The sequence below is a fragment of the Rhizobium sp. KNZ14-9A genome (assembly GCF_056755015.1).
In genome coordinates, this window is sequence record NZ_JBPGXB010000002.1 from 445,375 (window position 1) to 466,898 (window position 21,524).

The following is a 21,524-nucleotide window of genomic DNA, read 5'->3' on the forward strand; positions in this document are numbered from 1 at the left end:
TGATTCTCTTCTGATTCCTCAGTTGATCAGCTTCAATCGGATGGCTTTTGCTACCAACTGGGTGCGGTTGACGCAATCGAGTTTTTTAATTGCGTTGGTCATATAAGCATTTACCGTGTGATCCGAGAGCGCCAGGATCTGGCCAATCTCGATCGAGGTCTTGCCCTGCGCCGTCCACCGCACGACCTCGAGCTCGCGGGCCGAGAGCGCGCTATGGGGGCTCTCCTCATTGCGCTTGACGCTGTTGTAGGTGTCGACGGCGTGAAGAACGATCATCGCGAGTTCGTTGATCTCGCTCTGGCCGAGGGATGCGCGTTCGCCGCCGAACCAGAAGACGAGGCGCTGTCCATCGGCCGAATTGATCGGCATGGCAATGCCGGCGCTCATAGCGTGCTGGAGCATCAAGTTTCTGGTGCCGGCGGGGAAAGATTGGGCATGGCCGGGATCGTTAAGATGCCATACCTGCGGTACGGCTGATTCCCTCATGCGTGCGGCAAAGGGACAGGCGCGCAGCATATGCGCGCGATCGAAATCCCTGATGTAGGAAACCGGCAGCGAGCTCTCGATGATCAGCGGCTTGAGCAGCAAATCTTCTATCGTCGGCGCGTTCAGCAGGGTGGCGTGCTCAAAACCGAATGCGGCTGCCACCCTTCCAAGCGCTTGTGCGAACAGGCCGCGCGTGCGCGCCACTGCCAGTTCGCTCGATAGTAATGACTGCCTTTCAGAGGTAGTCATGTAAGACATTATATGCCCCCGCAAGTCCCTATGTTACCGCTATCAAATACATAAATCCGCCTGCATGCTAGCCCTAATTGACTTAGCACACGCTGATTAATTCATTTTGTGAAAAATTAACCAGATGAAAAACGCGCTTAAGTTGATTTTCGAGCTATACGGGTAGAAGGGCTGTGCCTTTTACCTCCTCCATGACCGCATAGGTGTGTGTTTCGCGTACGCCGGGGAGGGAAAGAATCACCTCCGAGAGGAATTGGCGATAAGCCTCCATCCCCGCCATGCGCGCCTTCACAAGATAGTCGAAACCTCCTGCGACCATATGACATTCCATGACGTCGTCGCTACGTTTTACTGCCGCAGCAAAGGCATCGAAAACGTCAGGCGTGGTGCGGTCAAGTTTCACCTGTACGAAAACGAGGAGGTTGCGGCCGAGTTTTTCCGGCGAGAGGATTGCCATATAGCCCGTGATATAACCGTCTCGGGTCAGCCGCTTGACGCGCTCGGCAGTGGCCGTGGGAGACAGGTTGACGCGTTCGGCGAGCTCTATGTTGGAAAGTCGTCCTTCCTTCTGCAGCGCACGGAGAATCTTGCGGTCGAGACGGTCGAGCTCTTTCATTTTTCGCGGCCTTTCAGGCGGTCGGTAGGCGAAGATCGTGTTGGTCGGCCTCAGTTTAGTGAAAAACACCACGAATGAACAGCTATGTTGCCGAAATCACGGAGAACACTTCATGCCGACCCAGATTTCCACGCCTTTTGCCCTGTTCAACGCTCCATTTGCCGGTGACGATGATCGCCTGCTGCATGGTTTCGCCGAAGGCTTGCGCTTTTCGGCCTCCCAGGATGTTGCGATCGACAAGCGTGCCGGGGGCATGATCGAGGCGATCCGCAGCAATTCGGGATCGATCGGCGGCGTGGAGGATTTCCTCAGGGAATACGGGCTTTCCACCAAGGAGGGCCTGGCGCTGATGGTGCTTGCCGAGGCGCTGCTGCGCGTGCCCGACGCGTTGACGCAGGACAAGCTGATCGAGGACAAGCTGAAGGAAGGCGGCTGGAGCGAGCATGAGGGCAAGGCCGACAGCTGGTTTGTCTCGGCATCCGCCTGGGCGCTCGGCGTTTCAGCCCGCATCATCCGCCCCGGTGAGACGCCCGAGGGCGTGCTTCGCGGCCTTGTCAAACGCATGGGCCTGCCGACCGTTCGCAATGCCACCAAGCAGGCCATGCGCTTCCTTGGCCATCACTTCGTGCTCGGCGAAACCATTAAGGACGCTCTCAACCGCGCGGCCAAGAGCGAGGAGAAGGGCTATCGCCATTCCTTCGACATGTTGGGCGAGGGCGCACGGACGGCCGAAGATGCCAAACGTTACTGGCAATCCTACGCCATGGCGATCGAAGCGATCGGCGGCTGGATGGCGAAGAACGCCAAGGGCAAGGATCTGCCCGATCGCATGGGTATTTCTGTCAAGCTTTCGGCGCTGCATCCGCGCTATCTCGCCACTCACCGCGATCGCGTGATGAGGGAACTCGTGCCCGACCTCCTGAAGCTTGCGCAGATGGCTAAGGCACATCAGCTCAATTTCACCATCGATGCCGAAGAAGCCGACCGGCTGGAACTTTCGCTCGACGTGATCGCCGCGGTCTTTTCCGATCCGTCGCTTGCCGGCTGGGATGGTTTTGGCCTTGCAATCCAGGCCTATCAGAAGCGCGCGGTCGCCGTGATCGATTATGTTGATGAACTCTGCGCAAAGCTTGGCCGCCGCATGATGGTGCGCCTCGTCAAGGGCGCCTACTGGGATACCGAGGTCAAGCGGGCGCAGGAACGCGGGCTTGACGATTATCCGGTCTGGACGCGCAAGCAGGCGACAGACCTTTCCTATCTCGCCTGCGCGCAGCACATGCTCGCCAAGCGGGCGCGTATTTTCCCGCAATTTGCCACCCATAATGCACTGACGGTTTCCACCATTCTGGAGCTTGCCGGCAATGATCGTTCCGGCTTCGAGTTCCAGCGCCTGCATGGTATGGGCGAGAGCCTCTACAATCATCTGCTTGATACCAACGACCGGATCGCCTGCCGGATCTATGCGCCTGTTGGAGGCTACCGCGATCTGCTCGCCTATCTTGTCCGCCGTCTTCTCGAAAACGGCGCCAATTCCTCCTTCGTTGCTATGGCCGGCGACAAGAATGTGCCGATCAAGGCATTGCTGGAGCGTCCGGCGGACAAATTGCAATTCGATGTCGGCGTCAGTGCGCGCAACAGCAGGATCCCGATGCCGCTGCAGCTTTACGGCAAGCGGAAGAACAGCGCCGGACTGGAATTCGGCCATCGGGCGACGCTTGAAAAGCTGATGGAGGCGATCCGGAAGGGGCTTCCCGCCATCGCGGCCGCGCCCCTCATTCCGGGCGTGGCTGCCAGCGCTTCGGAAGCGCCCGTCCTTTCACCGTCCGATCGCTCCAGGACCGTCGGCTCGGTTCGCAATGCCACCGTTGCCGATATCGACAAGGCCTTTGCCGTTGCCGCCAAAGGCTACAAAGCATGGTCGCGCCGTCCGGTCGAAGAACGTGCATCTGCGCTGGAGCGCACGGCCGACCTTATGGAAGAAAATCGCGACAGGCTGCTTGTTCTTTTGGCCGCAGAAGCCGGCAAGACGCTCGACGACGGCATTGCGGAAATACGCGAGGCGGTGGATTTCTGCCGCTATTACGCCAGCGAGGCGCGGCGGCTCTTCGGCACAGCGACCAAGATGCCGGGGCCGACTGGAGAGGATAATCGGTATCTATGGCGCGGCCGCGGGGTTTTTACCTGCATCTCGCCCTGGAACTTTCCGTTGGCGATCTTCCTTGGGCAGGTTTCGGCCGCACTCGTTTCCGGCAATGCCGTGCTTGCAAAGCCTGCACCGCAGACGCCGCTGATCGCCTATGAAGCAGTGAAGCTGTTCCACAAGGCCGGCGTGCCGGAAGATGCGCTGCTCTTCGTGCCTGGCGGTCCCGACGTCGGTGCCGCTATCACGGCGCATGCAGCGCTTGCCGGCGTTGCCTTCACCGGTTCGACGAAGACGGCATGGGCGATCAACCGAGCGCTTGCTGCCAAGGATGGGCCGATCGTGCCGCTGATCGCCGAAACGGGCGGTCTCAACGCCATGGTGGTCGATGCAACCGCGCTCGGCGAACAGGTGGCCGATGACGTGGTCCTCTCAGCCTTCCGCTCTGCCGGTCAGCGGTGCTCTGCACTTCGCCTGCTCTTCCTGCAGGAGGACGTGGCCGAGCACATGACGCAGATGATCGAAGGTGCTGCGCGCGAACTGCAGCTTGGCGATCCCGCATTGGAAACGACCGATGTCGGCCCGATCATCGACGAGAAGCAGAAGGCGATGTTGGAAGCCCATATCGCCAACATGCAGAAAACGCAGAAGGTTCGCTATGCCGGCAAGGCGCCTGATGGCGGAAGCTTCTTCGCGCCGCATATCATCGAGCTCGACAAGCCTGCGGCACTGGCCAAGGAAGTCTTCGGGCCGGTGCTGCACATCGTGAGATGGAAGGCGAAGGAATTGCCCAGGGTGCTGCAGGATATCCAGGCCTCCGGCTACGGCCTGACGCTTGGCGTTCACAGCCGCATCGAATCCACGATCCGCACCGTCACCGATGCGCTCGATACTGGCAATGTCTATGTGAACCGTAACATGATCGGCGCCGTCGTCGGCACCCAGCCCTTCGGCGGTTCAGGTTTATCCGGCACCGGCTTCAAGGCCGGCGGGCCCGCCTATCTGCTGCGTTTTGCGCTGGAGCAGGTGATCTCGGTGAACACGGCTGCCGCAGGCGGCAATGCCAGCCTGATTGCGATGGGCGAATAAAGTAATAAGGCGGCGGCAAGCCCTCGGAATCCCGCTTGCTGCCGTTTAATCCAATTGCTAAGCGTATGGTCAGGTGCAACTAAGGCGATCTAATCGTGCGCTTTGCAGTTTCTTTTTTGGTGAAGTGCCTATCCTTCCGATCATTACTTATTTTGTTCCTTTTGAACTTGCCGATCGGAGCTACTGCCTCCGAAGCAGCCAAGCAGAAACAGGCGGGGCAACCCCCGATGGATTTCATTCTCGTGCACAGCCTCTCCTGTCTGGAAGACTGTCCTGAATGGATATCGGCGGAGGGGCGGATAACGTCAGATACGCCAGCGCGGTTGAGAAAATTTCTCAAGAAGATCGGCGACCGGAAAGTACCTGTCGTCCTCCGCTCGGAGGGCGGCGAAGTCGATGCCGCCTATGCGATGGGCCGGATGATCCGCAAGGCTGGTCTTGAAACGGCAGTCGGCGGGACGCAGCTTAAGGATTGCCCCGATGACGATAGGCGCTGCGCTGCTGCTATCGCAAAGGATGGCACTTCGCTCGGGGACACTTATTCGGATGGTGCGTTCTGCTATTCGGCGTGTCCTCTGGTGCTGGCTGGTGGCACGTCGCGCGCCTCGTCGCAGTGGGCCTATATCGGCGTCCACCAGATCACGACCGTCTATCAGAAGGTGCGTGTCTCTTACCGGATCGAATACAAAATGGTGAACGGTAAGAAGACGGAAGTCTCCCGCAAGGAGGTTGGACGAAAGCCAGCTGGGCAGCGCAGTTCCACCAAGCTAGGCAAGAAAGCCACCGCTGCCCTGACGGGCTATTTGAAAGAAATGGGCGTCAGTGGTGATCTGGTTGATCTGATGATGGCGACCACCCCTGCAAGCATCGCAGTCATACCGCCTGAAGACGCAGTTCGAATGGGTCTTCTCACGGATGTGCTGACATTCAGTGAGTGGCCCGGTATGCCGCTCTGTCCCAAAGACGCCGCGGCGAGCGCCGTCTGCTATCGCCATCCTGCGGCCGAGGTGGCTGTAGCGTCGGCGCCTGTGGCGGAGGCACCGGTGAAGCGTGCGACCGTATACACAAGCGGCGGTCTGCCTAAAACCCATCCTATGGACTTTCTCGTGATGTACGATGGCAATTGCCAGGACGAGTATACGCAGTGGGTTTCTGCGGATGGGGACATCACGCCGGATACGCCGGCTCAGCTGGACGCGGTCTTGAAGACGCTCGGAGAAAAAAAGCTGCCCGTCGTCTTTCAGTCCTATGGCGGCGACAGAGATGCTGCTTTCGCGATGGGGCGTATGATCCGCGCCGCAGGTCTCGATACGTCGATTGGTAGAACGCGCTTGCCGAATTGTCCGATGCAGGATCCGCGTTGCACTGCGAGTATGGCCAAAAACGGGCCGACCGAAGGTGAGGTCTTTGCCGGCGGTGCGTACTGCTTTTCGAGCTGCACGCTTGCCTTCATGGGCGGAGAGTTGCGGTTCGTCGGAAAGACTTCTGCTCTTGGCCTCAGCCAGCCGGCGATCGAGCTTACGGAGACCGAGCGCGGAAAATTCATTGCCTATTTCAGCGAGATGGGCATCAGTCCCGAGACATTCGACACGATGATGATAACGCCGTCATTCGGGAGAGGCGATATATATCCACCTCAGGCGCTCAAGCTTGACATCATCGATGGTGTGATTCCCTACGATGAAGAGCCGGGCCTTCATCTCTGCGGACCGAACGCGAAGGGAAGCGTCCGGTGCCCCAGGAGATCCGGTGTGGAAACTGTTCCGGTTGCGGCCACGGTCAATTGATGCCGATATCCGAAAAGATGCGCCGCCGCGATACGGCACTTTTGCTTTGTGCGGCTCTCGTTCGCCGGATGTGTCCGGCTTGACGCCGCCTTACGCCTTGTCCTTCAAACCATTCTTCGAGGTCACGCTCATCAGCTTCTCGAGGAAGCCGAGCATGACTGCCGAGACGACAAAGGCGAGATGCATGAGGGTCAGCCACATGATCCTGCCGTCGGTATATTGATCGACGTTCAAGAAGACCTACAGGAGGTGGATGGAGGAGATGGCGACGATCGAGGAGGCGACCTTGATTTTCAGGCTGCCGGAATCGAGCTTGCCGAGGAAGGAGACTTCGCCTTCTTTTTCGGCCTCGTCGAAACGGCTGACGAAATTCTCGTAGCCGGAGATCATGACCATGACGATGAGGCTTGCGACGAGTGCCGCATCGATGAGACCGAGCATGGCGAGGATCATTTCCGCCTCGTCGAGTTCGAACACGCTTCCTGCGACCTTCAGGAACTTGAAGGCGAAAGATACGGCATAAACGGCCAACGCAAGCACAAGGCCGATATAGAAGACCACCAGCAGCCAGCGGCTGGAAAGAATGATGCGCTCGACCAGAAGTTCGAGTGATTTCATGATCTACCCCGTAAATCCCAGAATCGTTGGCCCCTAATAAACAATGGAATAGGCGGACTGCAAGGCGCAGTACTATTCACAGGTTCGGGATATTTCGCTATCCGATTGAAATAAACGCCGAGTCCGTTGTGCTGAGAGAATGAGGACACGATCCATGGCTGCCATCAAATCCGATATCGAAATCGCACGCGCGGCGACGAAGAAGCCGATTTTCGAAATCGGCGCCAAGCTTGGCATCCCCCCGGAACAGCTTGTTCCTTATGGACATGACAAGGCGAAGATCAGCGCCGAGTTCATCGCCGCCCAGGAGGGCAAGAAGGACGGCAAGCTCATCCTTGTTACCGCCATCAACCCGACGCCGGCGGGCGAGGGCAAGACGACGACCACCGTCGGTCTCGGCGACGGGCTGAACCGCATCGGCAGGAAGGCGATCGTCTGCGTGCGCGAGGCCTCGCTTGGTCCCTGCTTCGGTGTGAAGGGCGGGGCGGCAGGTGGCGGATATGCCCAGGTCGTGCCGATGGAAGACATCAACCTGCATTTCACGGGCGATTTCCACGCGATCACCTCGGCACACAATCTGCTCGCGGCGATGATCGACAATCACATCTACTGGGGCAACGAAGAGAATATCGACCTGCGCCGCATCACATGGCGGCGGGTGATGGACATGAACGACCGGGCGCTACGCAGCATGGTGTCTTCACTCGGTGGGGTTTCCAACGGCTTTCCGCGGCAGAACGGCTTCGATATCACCGTCGCCTCTGAAGTGATGGCAATTCTCTGCCTTGCGACCGATCTCAGGGATTTGGAACGTCGCCTTGGCGATATCATCATCGGCTATCGCTTCGACAAGACGCCGGTTTATGCCCGCGATCTCAAGGCGGATGGGGCCATGGTCGTGCTCCTGAAAGACGCCATGCAGCCGAACCTCGTGCAGACCCTGGAGAACAATCCTGCCTTCGTTCACGGCGGTCCTTTCGCCAATATTGCTCACGGCTGCAATTCGGTGATTGCGACGAAGACCGCGCTGAAGCTCGGCGAATATGTCGTGACGGAAGCGGGCTTCGGGGCCGATCTCGGCGCAGAGAAATTCTTCAACATCAAGTGCCGAAAGGCAGGGTTGAAGCCGAGTGCTGCCGTGATCGTGGCGACAGTCCGGGCGCTGAAGATGAACGGCGGCGTGAAGAAGGACGATCTCGGCGCGGAGAATGTTCAGGCGCTGGTTCGCGGCTGCTCCAATCTTGGCCGCCATATCGCCAATGTGCGCCGGTTCGGCGTGCCTGTCGTCGTTGCGATCAACCATTTCACCTCGGATACGGATGCGGAAATCGCTGCCGTCAAAGATTTCGTCGCGCGTCACGGAGCGGAAGCCATCCTCTGCCGTCATTGGGCGGAAGGGTCTGAAGGCATCGAGGACCTCGCCTATAAGGTTGTGGAGCTTGCCGAATCCGGACAGGCGAAGTTCGAGCCGCTCTATGGCGACGACCTGCCGCTGCTCGAAAAGATCGAGATCGTCGCCTCGAAGATCTATCACGCCGGCGAGGTGACGGCTGACAAGGCTGTACGAGACCAGCTAGCAGCCTGGGAGGAACAGGGCTACGGCAACCTGCCGGTCTGCATGGCGAAGACGCAATATTCCTTCTCCACCGATCCGAACCTGCGCGGTGCGCCCGAGGGGCATATCGTAACGGTGCGCGAGGTGCGCTTGTCAGCCGGCGCCGGTTTCGTCGTGGTCATCACCGGCGAGATCATGACGATGCCCGGTCTGCCGAAGTCGCCGTCGGCAGAGCGGATTTACCTCAATGACCAGGGTTATATCGAAGGGTTGTTCTGATCCGGAGCAGCTTTCACGCCTCGGACTAGGCGATGACGTTGGCGGTTCCCAAATTCAGGGTCGATGAATAGCCAAATGAAGAGCCTCTCAAGGCTGCCGCTCAGCAATATCCCTATGGGGATGAGCCAGAGAATATGGCCTGTAAACAGCAAGGCTATGGCAGCTAAAAGCAGGCCGAGGATGATACAGGCTGCGATAGCCTTCATTCACTTTCCTAACTTCGCCTTCGTTATTCTCAGACTTTGATTTGGGGATGTGAGGAACTGATTTAAGCCGCTGTCTCAAGCGCCTGAAATGATTAATGGCAATAGCGATAGTCGCCATTTCTCTGCAATACGTCCAGATGGAAGTGGGTTTCGTGGGCAGCATCGCTCTCGGGATCGAGCACGGTGGTGAAATAGAGGCAGCCTGCGGCGCTGACGGTGCGCTGGAATGCCCCTGTCAGCGTCGAATCCTCGCGGCGCGAGCGGACGGCAACATCCTCGCCCTTCTTGAAGCTGAAGCTTGCGATATCGATGGCGTTGCCGCGGGCATGTTCGGAGATCTTGCCGGTGTCGGCGCCGTTGCGCAGGCGGCAAATGTAGGCGGAAGCCTGATTGATGGTGGTGATATCGCCGCTTTCCGGCAAGGCGACCGAGGCTGTGGGAATGACGCTTCCCTTCATCCATCGTGCGAGCGCCAGTGCCGTCGGGCAGCGTAGTGTGGCTTCAGGCTTCAGCGTGATGCCGGGCAGCGCTTGGGAGACGATGATCGGCTTGTCGATGCCGCAGCCGTTGCCGTCGTCGATGCGGGGTGTCTCGCGGAAGACGACGCCGAGGCTCTGCAATTCTCTAGTGCATTCGGCATGGTCCGCGTCGCTTTCCGGTTCGATGGTCAGATGCTGCTCTTCGAGCGTCTGTTCAGTCGGGGGCTTCGCCCGGTCTTCCGGTGTGGGAGAGGGTGGACCAAATTTTTCGCCGGCTGGCGCGGCCGGGGTCTCGCTCGGTTTGGGCTGCGGTGTCGGAACCTCGGAGGCGGCCGGCGGTGTTTCGGGGTTTTGCGCAGGCGCAGGTTCGGGCTGAGGCTTGGGAACCTGCTCTTCTTCCTGTTTCTTTTCTGGCTGAGGGGCCGCAGGCGCTTCGATTGCTGCTTCTGGCTTTGCCTGAGGCACCGGGCCGGTTCGCGGCAGTCTTGCGCCGGGGAGCAGGGCGAGTGCGGCCAGAATGACCGCCATCTTCCGAAATTCTCTCACACGTCGTTTCCCGTTGATCGAGCGGAGGGGAAACGCAAGAACGGCGAATTCGTTGCAATTGCGCAACGTTTCCTGAGATCCTTAAAACTTGACGTTATTATTCAACATAAATCGGCGGAATATATTGACAATAATACTCATGTTTTTTATGCGGCAAAAAGAAGGCGGAAATCTCCGCAGTCGTCCGCAAGCCTAGCCAGCCCCTCGAGCGTCTGAAACGCCACGACAGCCAGCCCGGTAATTTTCATTTGAGGGTAGGTTATGATCGTCCGGCATTGGCGCTCGGTTCTAATGGTCTGCACAGCAGCCGCACTTGTTCTTCCCGTTTCACAGTCTTTCGCTCAGAGCGCTCCGGCGACCACGCCGGCCACGAATGCCGAAGGCGCAACCGTCCTTCAGAAAATCGTCGTCAAGGGAAACCGTGCCGCCCCCGGCAGTGTTGCCGACACACCGCTTGCGACCCAGATCGACAAGAAGGAACTGGAAAAGAAGCAGGTCACGAATTACGACGATATCGGCCGCAGCGTCGATGCAACCGTGAATTATTCGCGCGCCGATGCCGGTTTCAATCTGCGTGGCCTCTCCGGCCCGCGTATCCTGACGACGATCGACGGCATCCCGATCCCGTATGTTTCCAACAGTTCGCGTCAGGGCGCCTTTGCGACCAGCAACGCCAATGGCGGCGGCGATACCTTCGATTTCGATTCACTGTCCTCTCTTGATATCGTGCGCGGTGCGGATTCGAGCAAAGGCGGTTCGGGCATGCTCGGCGGCGCCTTCGTCCTCAACACGCTCGAGCCTGAAGACCTGATCCCCGAGGATCGAGACTGGGGTGCGATTGTCAAGTCGACCTATGACAGTGAAGACCGCAGCATTGCCGGCTCCGCTGCTGCCGCCAAAAGGGTCGGCAACACGTCGATCCTTTTCCAGGGTGCCTATCGCAAGGGCCACGAGCGCGACAACACGGGTGATAACGACAGCTATGGCCGCTTGCGCACTGAGGCGGATCCGGCGGATTTCGACCAAAACAACCTGCTCTTCAAACTGCGCCAGGACCTCGAAGGCGGCCATCGCATTGGCTTGACGGCTGAACGTTTCCGGCGCGACCTGAAGACCGATCTTCGGGAACAGCAAGGCTTTGGCCGCACCTACATGATCAACAATTTCGATGGCCGTGAATTGCGCGACCGCGATCGTGTCTCGCTCGATTATGATTACGAAGCGCAGTCTTCCGACGCATTCTTCAGCAGTGCTCGGGCGACGCTCTATTGGCTGGATTTGAAGAAGGAAGCCGGCAGCGGAGGCCGTACAGCTGCCAACGTTGCTTATGGCCGTAACAACGAAGTCGAAAATGAGACTTGGGGCTTCAGCGGCACCGCAACGAAGGACTTTGAATATTCCGGTCTCAACCACTCGGTTCGCGTCGGCCTCGATGTCGGCGTGTCCAAGTGGACCCAGTTCAGCTGGGCGCTTTGCCCGACACCGACGACATGCCCTTCCCTGAACAATCAGGCGGAAGTGCCCAATGTTGACAGCCAAAACCTTGCCTTGACTTTCGAAGACAAGATCGAGATCGGCAATACCGGTTTCGCTTTGACGCCCGGCTTCCGTTTCGACTGGTTTAATTACAACCCTTCGACCGGTGGTGGTTTTGCGACCAATACCGGACTCGCTCGTTTCGGCGATCTCCGCGATCGGACGGAAGCGGGCATGTCGCCGAAGCTGCTAGCGACCTACGATCTGACGCCCGATGTCCAACTTTATGCGCAGTTGGCAGTTGGCTTCCGAGCTCCCACGGTGGACGAACTCTATAGCCGCTTCTACAATCCCAACGGCCGCTACGCGCAGCTTGGCAATCCCGATCTTGAGCCGGAAATCGGCCGTGGCATCGAGATCGGTGCCAATTTCGACACTGGCGGTCTGCAGGGAAGAGTGGCGGCTTTCCACACCCGTTATCAGAACTTCATTGAGACGCAGCAGAACTACAACCCCGTAACCAACTTTACGGAATTCAATTACCTGAACGTATCGTCGGCCTCCATTTCCGGTCTCGAAGCGAATGTGATCAAAACCTTCGACAACGGCATCAACCTTCATACCTCGCTTGCCTATACCTATGGTCGGAATGACGATACGCAGGAGCGGCTGCGCTCTGTTGCACCATTCAAGGCCATTATCGGCGGTGGCTGGAGCAACGACGAATATGGTTTCGACCTTTCCTCGACACTCTCGTCGCAGATGACCGGCAATGATAATGCGGAGACGTCTTTCGACGCACCTGGTTATGGCATCGTCGACCTGACTGCATGGTGGACGCCGGAGCAAGTCAAGGGCCTACGCATCCAGGGTGGCGTCTATAACATCTTCGATCAGGAGTATTACAGCGCGCTTGCCGTTCGGGACGTCAATCTGGGGTCAATCACCGCGTCGCAGCCGAAGGAGTGGTATACAGAGCCGGGACGTACCTTCAAGATCTCGGTCACCAAGACCTTCTAACTCAAAATCAGCCTTTCAAGGCTGGGGTAGGGGCGGCTTTCGGGCCGCCCTTTTTCGTGAGCCGATCGCCTCTTGCGCTTGGCTTCATCTCAGGCTAACAATTTCGCCCATGAAGAAGTCCTTGAACATTGCAGTTTGGTGGTGGGCTCGCTGAGGCGGCCTCGACCAATCGTGTCCAAAGACGACGAACGAGCCGCCCGAAACTTCGAGGCGGCTTTTTTGTTTCAAAGGCCGCCTTTCGTCCGGGCCCGATAACGGAGTGGAACTATGGTAACGATCCTGCGGGATGATGGTGCGGAAATCTACGAGACCAAGGGCGGCATCACCGTCACGCGGCAAAGGCGGGCCATCCCTTATGCCGATGCTGTTTCGTCCTATGTCGACAAGCTCGATGAGCGGCGCGGCGCCGTCTTCTCCTCGAATTACGAATATCCGGGCCGTTATACGCGCTGGGATACGGCTGTTGTCGATCCGCCGCTCGGTGTTTCCTCCTTCGGCCGTAATGTCTGGATCGAAGCCTGTAACGCGCGTGGCGAGATCATCCTCGGCTTTATTGTCGAGCGGTTGAAGACTGTCCACGAGCTTGAACTCGGTGCATTTACCGCGCGCAGACTCGACCTGACGGTCAAGTTGCCCGACCGCGTCTTCACCGAGGAAGAACGCTCGAAGATGCCGACGGTCTTTACCGTCCTTCGCGCCATCACCGATCTCTTCTATTCGCAGGCCGATGCCAGCATCGGCTTCTATGGTGCCTTCGGCTACGATCTCGCTTTCCAGTTCGATGCGATCAACCTGAAGCTGGAGCGTCCTTCCGATCAGCGCGATATGGTGCTCTACCTGCCGGACGAAATTCTCGTCGTCGACAACTACGCCGCCAAGGCGTGGGTCGATCGTTACGACTTCGCCAAGGACGGCAAGACGACGGAGGGCAAGGCGGGCGATATTGCTGCCGAGCCGTTTATCCGCACGGATGCTATCCCGCCGAAGAGCGATCACCGCCCGGGCGAATATGCCGAGCTCGTCGTCAAGGCGAAGGAGAGCTTTCGCAAGGGCGATCTTTTCGAAGTGGTTCCCGGCCAGAAGTTCATGGAGCGCTGCGAAAGCAAGCCTTCGGACATTTCCAAGCGACTGAAGGCGATCAATCCGTCGCCCTATTCCTTCTTCATCAATCTCGGAAACCAGGAATATCTGGTCGGCGCCTCGCCGGAAATGTTCGTGCGTGTTTCCGGTCGCCGCATCGAGACCTGCCCGATCTCCGGTACGATCAAGCGTGGCGACGATCCGATTGCCGACAGCGAGCAGATCTTGAAGCTCCTGAATTCCAAGAAGGACGAATCCGAACTCACCATGTGCTCGGACGTTGATCGCAACGACAAGAGCCGCGTCTGCGAGCCGGGGTCGGTCAAGGTCATCGGCCGCCGCCAGATCGAGATGTATTCGCGTCTCATCCACACGGTCGACCATATCGAAGGTCGCCTGCGGGATGACATGGATGCCTTCGACGGCTTCCTCAGCCATGCATGGGCTGTCACCGTCACAGGCGCGCCGAAGCTCTGGGCCATGCGTTTCATCGAATCCCATGAGAAGAGCCCGCGCGCGTGGTATGGTGGGGCAATCGGCATGGTCGGCTTCAATGGCGACATGAATACCGGCCTGACGTTGCGCACAGTACGCATCAAGGACGGCATTGCCGAAGTGCGCGCCGGCGCGACGCTGCTGAACGACTCCATTCCCGAGGAAGAAGAAGCCGAAACCGAATTGAAGGCCTCCGCCATGCTTTCCGCAATCCGTGACGCCAAGACGGGCAATTCCGGCAAGACCCAGCGCGATGTCGCCTCAGTCGGCAAGGGCGTCAACATTCTGCTGATCGACCATGAAGACAGCTTCGTGCACACGCTGGCAAACTACTTCCGCCAGACGGGCGCCACGGTTTCGACCGTCCGTACGCCGGTGCCCGAGGAAGTCTTCGATCGGCTGAACCCGGATCTCGTCGTGCTGTCGCCTGGTCCCGGCAATCCCAAGGATTTCGACTGCAAGGCGACGATCAAGAAGGCGCGCGCGCGCAATCTGCCGATCTTCGGTGTCTGCCTTGGCCTGCAGGCGCTGGCGGAAGCCTATGGCGGGGAGCTTCGTCATCTGGCGCTGCCGATGCATGGCAAGCCGTCGCGCATCCGCGTGCTGGAGCCGGGCATCGTCTTCTCCGGCCTTGCCAAGGAAGTGACGGTCGGTCGTTATCACTCGATCTTTGCCGACCCTTCGACGCTGCCGCGGGAGTTCATCATTACCGCGGAGAGCGAGGATGGCACCATCATGGGTATCGAGCATGCCAAGGAGCCGATCGCAGCGGTACAGTTCCATCCGGAATCGATCATGACGCTCGGCGGCGATGCCGGCATGCGGATGATCGAGAATGTGGTGGCGCACCTTGCCCGCCGGGCCAAGACCAAGGCGGCCTGATGCCAAAGGTATAAGCAATAAAAAACCCGCCTGAATGGCGGGTTTTTTATGTGCGTTGGTTTGTTCGTCTATACGCGCCGCATGAGCCGGGCGACGATGGATACGACGAACAGCACCAGGAAGATGAAGAACAGGACCTGGGCGATCGAAGCGGATGCGCCGGCAATGCCGCCAAATCCAAGGACGCCTGCAATCAGGGCTACGACGAGAAATACCAGAGCATAGTACAGCATCGCGATCTCCTTTGTCGGTTGCTGGCAATATAACGGAAGCGTGAGCCGTTCGTTCCATTGTCGCTGCGACAATTGAATTGTGTGCTGATTTAAATCTGCTCAGCCGAATTGCAGATCGGTATTGAAGGAGCGGTCTCCATCGCGCGGCATGGGCGGTTCTGCGGCTGCCAGATAGGATCTCGCCGGGCCGGTCAGCACGAACCAGAGGCTGGCGCCGATCATGAAATAGGCGGCCGTCGGATCATCCGAGCGTGAGACGAAGGGAAGGCCGATGGCGGTGAAGAGGATGGCGAGCCGCACGGCCCATTCCGCCTCGCGTTTCATGAAAGCCCTGGTTCTCAGCTTCTTGTAGGCGGCGACGTTATAGCTGTCTGTCTTGCGACTGGATGTGAAGAGCATCCAGACCGAGGGGAGGGTCAGCATCACGAGACCGCCGTAACACAGAAGCAGGGCCGGTCCGGAGAGGAAGTGTCCGGCGGCAAAGAACAGAAAGCCTGTCACGGCAATGTTCCAGAGCGGCTCCAGCCGTTCCGGCGAAAGGCCGGTTCGGATATGCCAGGCCCGCAAGGAACTGGCCGCACCGTCGAGCAACGGTTGGTCGATGTAACGATTGATCCAATGCATGTCTGCGCGGTCCCCAATTGACTGCAGGGCCGTCAACACCATGCAATTGGGACGCTATCATGGCGCAAATGGGCAAAAGCGTGAGCCTGCGGCGTTTTGGTCAGCTTATGCGTTGCGCTTGACGACGCGCAGGTTCATTTCCGACCGCAGCTTGAAGCCGAGTGCCTTGTAGAGCGTTATGGCTGAAGTGTTGGTGTAATAGGCATGAAGGAAGACGGTGTCCCCCCTGGCGGAAATTTCGCCGGCGACGAAGCGGAAGAGCAGGGTGCCGAGGCCTTGCCCCTGAAAATCAGGATGGGTGCAAAGGCCGCTGAGCTCGCCAAATCGGGGATGTCGCAGGCGCTGCCCGGCCATGGCGACAAGCCGGCCGTCGATCTTGACGCCCCAGAAGGTGCCAAGTTTTTGAGCACCAAGTGTGAAGGGCCCGGGTTTGGTCAGCATGGCGAGTGCCAGCATCTCATCCGCATCGTCGGGGGTCAGCGGCTGCAGCCGGCTGTCGGAAATACGCTCGTAAGGCCGCTCGGCGATCATCTGTACCAGCTTTCCCTCGGAGACGACCGTCAGTCCCTGCGGGATGGTGACGGGTCCGGCTTCGACAATCGCCATGACCTCATCAGCGGCGGGGAGGTTTTCGAGTGCTTCGAGGCTTTCGCGGCTATCATCGGCGGTCGCTGCGAAGGGGACGATCGAGGGCGGGTAGCGCATCGCGTATTCGCCGCCTTCGGCAAGCTCGGCATGCGCTGTTTGCAGCGCGTTCCAGATCGGTCGGTCGAGAATATGGCTCATGGTGTCTTCTCCTGTACGGCGCTACAGCATCGGCCCGAAAATCGGGACCGATTTTCGGAAAGCCTGATGTGTAGATTCAAAAAATTAGAGCGTCCTTTGTGCGTCCGAATGGACGCACGGCGATCTAACGCGGCGGATCAGCGGTGATTCGGCGAGCCCGTCCTCCATCGCGGCAAGCTGCTCGAGCAGCGGGCCGTCAAGATCCCGGCAGAGATCGGCAACGGCGGCTGCGATGAGCGGCCAGACCTGTTGCTTCGAATAGTCAACGAGTTCCTGTCCTTTTGGTGTCAGCGAAACGACTCTGCGCCGCTGATCTTCGGCAGATGGTTGCATATCAAGGAATCCCAGCCCCATCAGCTGGGAAGCGGTGCGCGTTGCGCCGGGCTGGGTGATGCCCACTGCCTGTGCCAATTCCCCGATGGTCAGCGGGCCGAGCCTGTCGATGGCGCCGAGGAAGGGATATTGCGCGGCCTGGATCGAGACGCCCAGTTCCTCGATCACCTGTTGCGTGTCGGCCTGCAGACGTTCGCCGATCCGGCGGAAGCGGCTGCCGAGGCAAAGGTAGCCCAGCGATTTCACGACATCTTCGACCAAGGCATGTTCTCTATTCTTGTTGCATAACAAATTATATAACTGCTTATGTATTTATCGTCAATTGCACAAGCGGGTTGGGGCCGTTCACATGGAGATGACCTCGCCTTTGTCCTGTCAAAACCTTTGACATTTTGGGCCTGATTGCCCATATCACCCGCATTGGCCGCCTGCGCGATTCCCGCGCGGGCGGTTTTGCGTTTCAATGGCTTAAATGCTGCAATTCATTCGCATCCGCAGGGGGATGATATGAACGAAGAAGGCAATCTCACGGTTCGGAAACTGGCGTTCTGGGGCATTCCCCTGTCGCTCGGCGTTCTAGGGCTCAAGATGGTCGCCTGGTGGGTGACGGGCTCCGTGGCGCTGCTCTCGGACGGGCTGGAATCCTTCGTCAATGTCGTGGCGGCCTTCATCGCCTTTTTCGTCATCCGCTACGCGCAGAAGCCCGCCGACCACGACCATCCCTTCGGCCACCATAAGGCGGAATATCTTTCCGCCGTCACCGAAGGGGTGATGATCGTCGTCGCCGCGCTGCTGATCGTGCAGGAGGCCGTGAACCATCTCGCAGATCCGCGCATGCTCGAGGCACCGGTGCTCGGTCTTTCGATCAACTTCGCGGCCGGTGTCATCAATGCCGTCTGGGCACGGCTTTTGATCCGCACGGGGCGCAAGCATCGCTCTGCAGCACTGACGGCGGACGGGCAGCACATCATGTCGGATGTGGTCACTTCCGTCGGCGTTCTCGTCGGCCTGCTTCTGGCGCTTGCAACCGGCTATGCGATCTTCGATCCCATTCTCGCGATTCTCGTTGCGCTCAACATCCTCTATCAGGGCTGGAAGGTGATCTCGCAGTCGATCGGTGGGCTGATGGATCAGGCGGTCGAACCGCAGAAGGAAGAGGCGATCAAGCAGGCGATTGCCACCCATGCGACAGGCTCGATCGGCGTGCATGACCTGAAGACGCGGCGCGCCGGGTCGGTGACCTTCGTCGATTTCCATCTCGTCGTGCCCGCCAAGATGACTGTGCGGGAAGCGCATGATATTTGCGATCGCCTTGAAGATGCCATTCGGGCCGCGCATTCGGGCTCGACAATTGCCATTCACGTGGAGCCGGAGGGCGAAAAGGCCCATGGCATCCGCGTCAAAGTGATCAAGGAGGCGTAATGCCCAATACAGACGTTTCCAGCCTTTCGATGCTGGGCCAGCAGACGGAAACCGCCAGGAGTCCCGAAGAGGCGGTTCTGGAAAAAGTGCCGTCCAATCATGCCGGAACCGACTATGTCGTGCGCTTCACCGCGCCGGAATTCACGTCGCTCTGCCCAATGACCGGACAGCCGGATTTTGCCCATATCGTCATCGATTACATTCCGAACGAATTCCTGGTGGAATCGAAGTCGCTGAAGCTTTTCCTGCATTCCTTCCGCAATCACGGCGCCTTTCACGAGGATTGCTCGATCTATATCGCCAAGCGGATCGTCGAGCTTCTCGATCCGAAATGGTTGCGCATCGGCGCGTACTGGTATCCGCGCGGCGGCATTCCGATCGACGTCTTCTGGCAGACAGGCAAGCCGCCGGAAAGTGTATGGCTGCCGGATCAGGGCGTTGCGACCTATCGCGGGCGTGGGTGAGCCGTGGTCTGGCGCAGCCCGAGGAATTGATGCACTGCTTTGTTCTTCGCAATTCCGGACGAAATACCGCTTGGCACTTTTTCTGGAATTGCTCTGAATCGATTGCAACGGCGAACGCCCTGAGCTTAAGGCGAAGGGCCGGGAAACGGTGCGGCAATTGAAACCAACTGCCGCTCTTTCCTTACAGCTAAATCCTAGACATCCGTCGTGTCGTCGCCGGAGTCATCTGTAAAATCGTCGTTGTCCTCGTAATCGGCCTGCTGGATATTGTCGTTATTGTCGGCTTGGTTGTCGTCAGCCTTATTGTTGTCGCCGTAGTAATTGTTGATAACGGTTTCCTCGGTGGGCGCGCTCGCATTGCCGAAGGGATTGGCGCCGCCGAAAGGTGAACCCAAGCCGAGTGACGACATGTGGTTGCCGAAAATGCCACTGAGCGAATTGGCAAGCAGCATGCCGCCGGCAACGCCGGCTGCCGTACCGAGGGCGCCGCGCAAGAAACTGCCGCCGGCGGACGGTGCATAGGCCTGCTGGCCCCAGGGGCCTGACGGTTGCTGCGGCACCTGGCGGGTGTTGTCGTAGCCGCGTGGCTGCTCGTAACTGTCTCTCGGAGCGCCACCCCATGGGCCGGGAGCCGGCGCCGGTTGTTGCGTCTGCGTGTTGCCGAAGATGGAGCTCAGAAAGCCGCCTTGTTCGGCCCGGCGGTGATCGGTTTCGCCCGCTTCGAACTGCCGGACACGCTCTTCAAGCTCCTTGATGTGATTGGCGGCAGCTTCCAGGCCCTTTTCCTGCACGATGACGGCCTGCGCCAGATAGTAAGTGGCGGAGGGTTGCGCACGGGTCGCTTCTGATATCAGCGTTTCGGCTTCCGGATCGCGCGGCGTGGCGTCGGCGGTACGCACGCGATCGAAGAGGGCGGTCAGCAATTGGCGTTCTTCCGGTGACATGTCCTGTCTCCTCTAAAGTTCTGCGGCTTTAACATTCGGCGGATGGGCCGCTAAGGCTGAGTTAGGAAGCGATTGGGGCATTTCAAAGCCTTGGCAACTTACATTTCAGTAAGCTCAGGCCTCCTTCAGCCAGATGCGCAGCGGCCCCAGAAGTTCGAAGCCCACGCGCAGCGCTTCGTCCAGCTCGTCGCCGCGTTCGTAGCCGACAAGCGGTTCTCGCGGATAGAGTTCGGCCGCCTGCGCAATCAGCCCGCGGCGGATGGTTTCACCGTGCCGGCCCTCGGCAAACAGGTTCGAATGGCCGACGACGCCGGCGTGGTGATTGAGGATGCCGCCCCCGACCGGTTGGCCGTGTTCGAAGCCGAGCAGAAAAGCGATTTCGGGATCGTGGAGTAGTGGTTCGGTAAAGATCTTCTGCGTTACCGGGCCGTTCGCCTTGCCCCATTCCGCCTCCCATCGCGCAAGGTCAGCAGCGCTTTCCACTCGCTGCCAGGTGATTGGGGACGCCGTTGAGACTGGCATGCGCATGCCGATCCATTCAGCTTCGAACAGCAGCTTGAAGCCAAGCGGCGCAAGATCGAGGGCCGCATAGCTGTCCTTGATCGCCCAGTCCCGTTTCTCGCTATTGATCAGCGTCGCGATCGTCTCTGTTTGTTCGCCGTCGGCCTCCGTCAGCGTTACGGCATCGGGATAGAAGGGCGGCGTGCCTCGACGATGAAACCAGAGTGTGGCCGTAAACTCACCGGGCGAGCCCAGCGCCTTGCAGACGGCATCGCACCAGAATGCATTGTTGCTGATGGCAGCACGCAGAAAGGAGGAGGTCATTTTGCGGTTCTCCCGGTCTTTTCAGAGGATGCGATGATATCGTCCGTTTGTCATAAGAATATCTTCACCGCTTCCTGCTTCCTCTTTTTCCCGCATTGTTTTACGCATTGAGTCGCACTATGTGCGAGGAACCGCATTAGACGTGAGAGAGGTTCGAATGAACGACGAAGAAGAACAGGACGACAAGACGAAGGAACTGCCGCTCGGCAAGGAAACGGAGGCGAACCTTTTCAAGTCGCGTTCGATCTTCATCTATGGGCCGATCACGCAGGAACTGGCGCAGAAGGTTAGCACCCAGCTCGTGGCGCTTTCAGCCGCCAATGACGAAGATATTCGTATCTATGTGAATTCGCCCGGCGGTCACGTCGAATCCGGCGATTCCATCCACGACATGATCAAGTTCATCAAGCCGAAGGTCTGGATGATCGGCACGGGCTGGGTTGCCTCGGCTGGTGCGCTCATCTATGCCGCGGCTCCGAAGGAACGTCGTATCTGCCTGCCGAACACCCGCTTCCTGCTGCACCAGCCGTCCGGCGGCACACGCGGCATGGCTTCGGACATCGAGATCCAGGCACGCGAAATCATCAAGATGAACGAACGCCTCATCAAGATCTTCTCGAAGGCAACCGGCCAGTCGGAAGAAAAGATCGCCAAGGACATCGACCGTGATTACTGGCTCTCGGCTGAAGATGCCGTCGCCTACGGTCTCGTCTCTCGCGTCGTGACCTCGCAGAGCGAAATCTGATCTTTCGCCATCTAGCTTTTTGAATATACGCCCCGTCTGCCAGTCGCAGGCGGGGCGTTTCCATATCTCCCGAGATAGCGCCGTGTAATATGGGGGATTGCCGCCCAAGAGAACATTTCCGGCGGCAATCCGGCTTGCGCGCCTC

General features: G+C 58.8%; 18 protein-coding genes and 1 pseudogene. 8 read left to right on the forward strand and 11 right to left on the reverse strand.

From position 1 onward, the window contains the following. Positions 1-18: 18 nt before the first annotated feature. Together ACR9ZQ_RS08285 and ACR9ZQ_RS08290 are read right to left on the reverse strand one after the other, a co-directional pair. The gene (locus tag ACR9ZQ_RS08285; protein ID WP_007824523.1) at positions 19-744 is read right to left on the reverse strand and encodes a helix-turn-helix transcriptional regulator; all 726 of its coding nucleotides are present in this window, start codon (positions 742-744) and stop codon (positions 19-21) included. A 145-nt stretch (positions 745-889) separates the two neighbouring features. After that, positions 890-1,351 carry an Lrp/AsnC ligand binding domain-containing protein gene (locus ACR9ZQ_RS08290; RefSeq protein ID WP_007824522.1) on the reverse strand — a complete coding sequence of 154 codons (462 nt, stop codon included), beginning with the start codon at positions 1,349-1,351 and terminating at the stop codon, positions 890-892. A gap of 112 nt (positions 1,352-1,463) precedes the next feature. Between ACR9ZQ_RS08290 and putA the strand changes: the two genes are divergently transcribed. Further along, entirely contained in the window at positions 1,464-4,580 is a 3,117-nt protein-coding gene (putA, locus tag ACR9ZQ_RS08295) for a bifunctional proline dehydrogenase/L-glutamate gamma-semialdehyde dehydrogenase PutA (RefSeq protein WP_481427525.1), read from the forward strand. Between the two features lie 95 nt (positions 4,581-4,675). Further along, on the forward strand, positions 4,676-6,367 hold the full coding sequence (locus ACR9ZQ_RS08300; protein ID WP_481427526.1) for a COG3904 family protein: 1,692 nt from the start codon (positions 4,676-4,678) through the stop codon (positions 6,365-6,367). Between the two features lie 90 nt (positions 6,368-6,457). Here the strand turns inward: ACR9ZQ_RS08300 and ACR9ZQ_RS08305 are convergent. After that, positions 6,458-6,985: pseudogene (locus tag ACR9ZQ_RS08305) on the reverse strand (TIGR00645 family protein). A 154-nt stretch (positions 6,986-7,139) separates the two neighbouring features. Here ACR9ZQ_RS08305 and ACR9ZQ_RS08310 point away from each other — a divergent pair. Further along, on the forward strand, positions 7,140-8,819 hold the full coding sequence (locus tag ACR9ZQ_RS08310) for a formate--tetrahydrofolate ligase (RefSeq protein ID WP_481427527.1): 1,680 nt from the start codon (positions 7,140-7,142) through the stop codon (positions 8,817-8,819). Here the strand turns inward: ACR9ZQ_RS08310 and ACR9ZQ_RS08315 are convergent. Both ACR9ZQ_RS08315 and ACR9ZQ_RS08320 read right to left on the reverse strand, forming a co-directional pair. Beyond that, on the reverse strand, positions 8,798-9,025 hold the full coding sequence (locus ACR9ZQ_RS08315; RefSeq protein WP_481427528.1) for a hypothetical protein: 228 nt from the start codon (positions 9,023-9,025) through the stop codon (positions 8,798-8,800). The genes ACR9ZQ_RS08310 and ACR9ZQ_RS08315 overlap by 22 nt on opposite strands. Before the next feature lie 92 nt (positions 9,026-9,117). Next, positions 9,118-10,032, reverse strand: coding sequence for an extensin-like domain-containing protein (locus ACR9ZQ_RS08320; protein ID WP_481429286.1), 915 nt, complete (start codon positions 10,030-10,032; stop codon positions 9,118-9,120). A 279-nt stretch (positions 10,033-10,311) separates the two neighbouring features. Between ACR9ZQ_RS08320 and ACR9ZQ_RS08325 the strand changes: the two genes are divergently transcribed. Together ACR9ZQ_RS08325 and ACR9ZQ_RS08330 are read left to right on the forward strand one after the other, a co-directional pair. After that, positions 10,312-12,546 (forward strand): TonB-dependent hemoglobin/transferrin/lactoferrin family receptor, encoded by a 2,235-nt coding sequence (locus ACR9ZQ_RS08325; RefSeq protein ID WP_481427529.1) that lies wholly within the window; start codon positions 10,312-10,314, stop codon positions 12,544-12,546. Positions 12,547-12,813: 267 nt separating this feature from the next. Beyond that, positions 12,814-15,003, forward strand: coding sequence for an anthranilate synthase (locus ACR9ZQ_RS08330; protein WP_481427530.1), 2,190 nt, complete (start codon positions 12,814-12,816; stop codon positions 15,001-15,003). Positions 15,004-15,071: 68 nt separating this feature from the next. Here ACR9ZQ_RS08330 and ACR9ZQ_RS08335 read toward each other — a convergent pair whose 3' ends face one another. The 4 genes from ACR9ZQ_RS08335 to ACR9ZQ_RS08350 form a co-directional block, all read right to left on the reverse strand. Beyond that, on the reverse strand, positions 15,072-15,236 hold the full coding sequence (locus ACR9ZQ_RS08335) for a DUF1328 domain-containing protein (RefSeq protein WP_007824505.1): 165 nt from the start codon (positions 15,234-15,236) through the stop codon (positions 15,072-15,074). 99 nt (positions 15,237-15,335) lie between these two features. Beyond that, on the reverse strand, positions 15,336-15,860 hold the full coding sequence (locus ACR9ZQ_RS08340; RefSeq protein ID WP_481427531.1) for a hypothetical protein: 525 nt from the start codon (positions 15,858-15,860) through the stop codon (positions 15,336-15,338). Between the two features lie 105 nt (positions 15,861-15,965). Then, a complete protein-coding gene (locus ACR9ZQ_RS08345) occupies positions 15,966-16,646 on the reverse strand; it encodes a GNAT family N-acetyltransferase (RefSeq protein WP_310386887.1) in 681 nt (226 codons plus the stop codon). A gap of 84 nt (positions 16,647-16,730) precedes the next feature. Next, on the reverse strand, positions 16,731-17,240 hold the full coding sequence (locus tag ACR9ZQ_RS08350; protein WP_310386889.1) for a MarR family winged helix-turn-helix transcriptional regulator: 510 nt from the start codon (positions 17,238-17,240) through the stop codon (positions 16,731-16,733). A 246-nt stretch (positions 17,241-17,486) separates the two neighbouring features. On the opposite strand from ACR9ZQ_RS08350, the gene emfA reads away from it, so the two are divergent. Together emfA and queF are read left to right on the forward strand one after the other, a co-directional pair. Continuing rightward, the gene (gene emfA, locus ACR9ZQ_RS08355; RefSeq protein ID WP_481427532.1) at positions 17,487-18,401 is read left to right on the forward strand and encodes a CDF family cation efflux transporter EmfA; all 915 of its coding nucleotides are present in this window, start codon (positions 17,487-17,489) and stop codon (positions 18,399-18,401) included. Next, complete coding sequence (gene queF, locus ACR9ZQ_RS08360) at positions 18,401-18,865, forward strand: preQ(1) synthase (RefSeq protein WP_481427533.1); 465 nt, start codon at positions 18,401-18,403, stop codon at positions 18,863-18,865. The genes emfA and queF overlap by 1 nt, the downstream gene beginning before the upstream one ends. A 194-nt stretch (positions 18,866-19,059) precedes the next feature. Here queF and ACR9ZQ_RS08365 read toward each other — a convergent pair whose 3' ends face one another. Both ACR9ZQ_RS08365 and ACR9ZQ_RS08370 read right to left on the reverse strand, forming a co-directional pair. Then, positions 19,060-19,809 carry a DUF2076 domain-containing protein gene (locus tag ACR9ZQ_RS08365; protein WP_310386896.1) on the reverse strand — a complete coding sequence of 250 codons (750 nt, stop codon included), beginning with the start codon at positions 19,807-19,809 and terminating at the stop codon, positions 19,060-19,062. Positions 19,810-19,923: 114 nt separating this feature from the next. After that, positions 19,924-20,634: a hypothetical protein gene (locus ACR9ZQ_RS08370; protein WP_310386898.1), complete on the reverse strand. Its 711-nt coding sequence runs from the start codon at positions 20,632-20,634 to the stop codon at positions 19,924-19,926. Positions 20,635-20,791: 157 nt separating this feature from the next. Between ACR9ZQ_RS08370 and ACR9ZQ_RS08375 the strand changes: the two genes are divergently transcribed. Continuing rightward, on the forward strand, positions 20,792-21,379 hold the full coding sequence (locus ACR9ZQ_RS08375) for an ATP-dependent Clp protease proteolytic subunit (RefSeq protein ID WP_113321993.1): 588 nt from the start codon (positions 20,792-20,794) through the stop codon (positions 21,377-21,379). Positions 21,380-21,524 lie beyond the last annotated feature (145 nt).

What these genes read in the sequence shown, in the direction of transcription:
- ACR9ZQ_RS08285 (WP_007824523.1), bottom strand. Translation starts at nt 744, where the DNA reads ATGTCTTACATGACTACCTCTGAAAGGCAGTCATTACTATCGAGCGAA.
- ACR9ZQ_RS08290 (WP_007824522.1), bottom strand. Translation starts at nt 1,351, where the DNA reads ATGAAAGAGCTCGACCGTCTCGACCGCAAGATTCTCCGTGCGCTGCAG.
- putA (WP_481427525.1), top strand. Translation starts at nt 1,464, where the DNA reads ATGCCGACCCAGATTTCCACGCCTTTTGCCCTGTTCAACGCTCCATTT.
- ACR9ZQ_RS08310 (WP_481427527.1), top strand. Translation starts at nt 7,140, where the DNA reads ATGGCTGCCATCAAATCCGATATCGAAATCGCACGCGCGGCGACGAAG.
- ACR9ZQ_RS08315 (WP_481427528.1), bottom strand. Translation starts at nt 9,025, where the DNA reads ATGAAGGCTATCGCAGCCTGTATCATCCTCGGCCTGCTTTTAGCTGCC.
- ACR9ZQ_RS08320 (WP_481429286.1), bottom strand. Translation starts at nt 10,032, where the DNA reads ATGGCGGTCATTCTGGCCGCACTCGCCCTGCTCCCCGGCGCAAGACTG.
- ACR9ZQ_RS08325 (WP_481427529.1), top strand. Translation starts at nt 10,312, where the DNA reads ATGATCGTCCGGCATTGGCGCTCGGTTCTAATGGTCTGCACAGCAGCC.
- ACR9ZQ_RS08330 (WP_481427530.1), top strand. Translation starts at nt 12,814, where the DNA reads ATGGTAACGATCCTGCGGGATGATGGTGCGGAAATCTACGAGACCAAG.
- ACR9ZQ_RS08335 (WP_007824505.1), bottom strand. Translation starts at nt 15,236, where the DNA reads ATGCTGTACTATGCTCTGGTATTTCTCGTCGTAGCCCTGATTGCAGGC.
- ACR9ZQ_RS08340 (WP_481427531.1), bottom strand. Translation starts at nt 15,860, where the DNA reads ATGCATTGGATCAATCGTTACATCGACCAACCGTTGCTCGACGGTGCG.
- ACR9ZQ_RS08345 (WP_310386887.1), bottom strand. Translation starts at nt 16,646, where the DNA reads ATGAGCCATATTCTCGACCGACCGATCTGGAACGCGCTGCAAACAGCG.
- emfA (WP_481427532.1), top strand. Translation starts at nt 17,487, where the DNA reads ATGAACGAAGAAGGCAATCTCACGGTTCGGAAACTGGCGTTCTGGGGC.
- queF (WP_481427533.1), top strand. Translation starts at nt 18,401, where the DNA reads ATGCCCAATACAGACGTTTCCAGCCTTTCGATGCTGGGCCAGCAGACG.
- ACR9ZQ_RS08365 (WP_310386896.1), bottom strand. Translation starts at nt 19,809, where the DNA reads ATGTCACCGGAAGAACGCCAATTGCTGACCGCCCTCTTCGATCGCGTG.
- ACR9ZQ_RS08370 (WP_310386898.1), bottom strand. Translation starts at nt 20,634, where the DNA reads ATGACCTCCTCCTTTCTGCGTGCTGCCATCAGCAACAATGCATTCTGG.
- ACR9ZQ_RS08375 (WP_113321993.1), top strand. Translation starts at nt 20,792, where the DNA reads ATGAACGACGAAGAAGAACAGGACGACAAGACGAAGGAACTGCCGCTC.